This is a genomic window from Variovorax sp. WDL1 (assembly GCF_001541225.1).
Lineage (GTDB): Bacteria > Pseudomonadota > Gammaproteobacteria > Burkholderiales > Burkholderiaceae_C > Variovorax.
Genome location: NZ_LMTS01000232.1, coordinates 1 through 237 on the forward strand (window position 1 = coordinate 1; position 237 = coordinate 237).

1 pseudogene is annotated in these 237 nt (G+C 67.9%); it reads right to left on the reverse strand.

Going from position 1 to position 237, the window contains the following annotated elements:
• Nucleotides 1–237: pseudogene (locus tag APY03_RS28005) on the reverse strand (IS110 family transposase); the annotation flags it as partial.

Consider the following 237-nt stretch of genomic DNA (forward strand, 5'->3'; position numbering starts at 1 on the left):
GGGTGGCCGTGCGCACGCTCACCCAGTGCGAACGTGCTCGTTGCAGTGACATCACCGCCTGCTGCTCCATGGTCTTGACCGGTGCACGCCGGATGTCCGACTGTTGCGCCGCTAGCCAGATCGCGCGCGCATCGGCCGCGTCATCCTTGTTGCTGCGCACAAACGCGCGCAGCTGCCGTGCTAGCAGCAACTCCACTTGGTGTCCGAGGCCGCCCAGCACGCGCGCCCAGTGGTGCG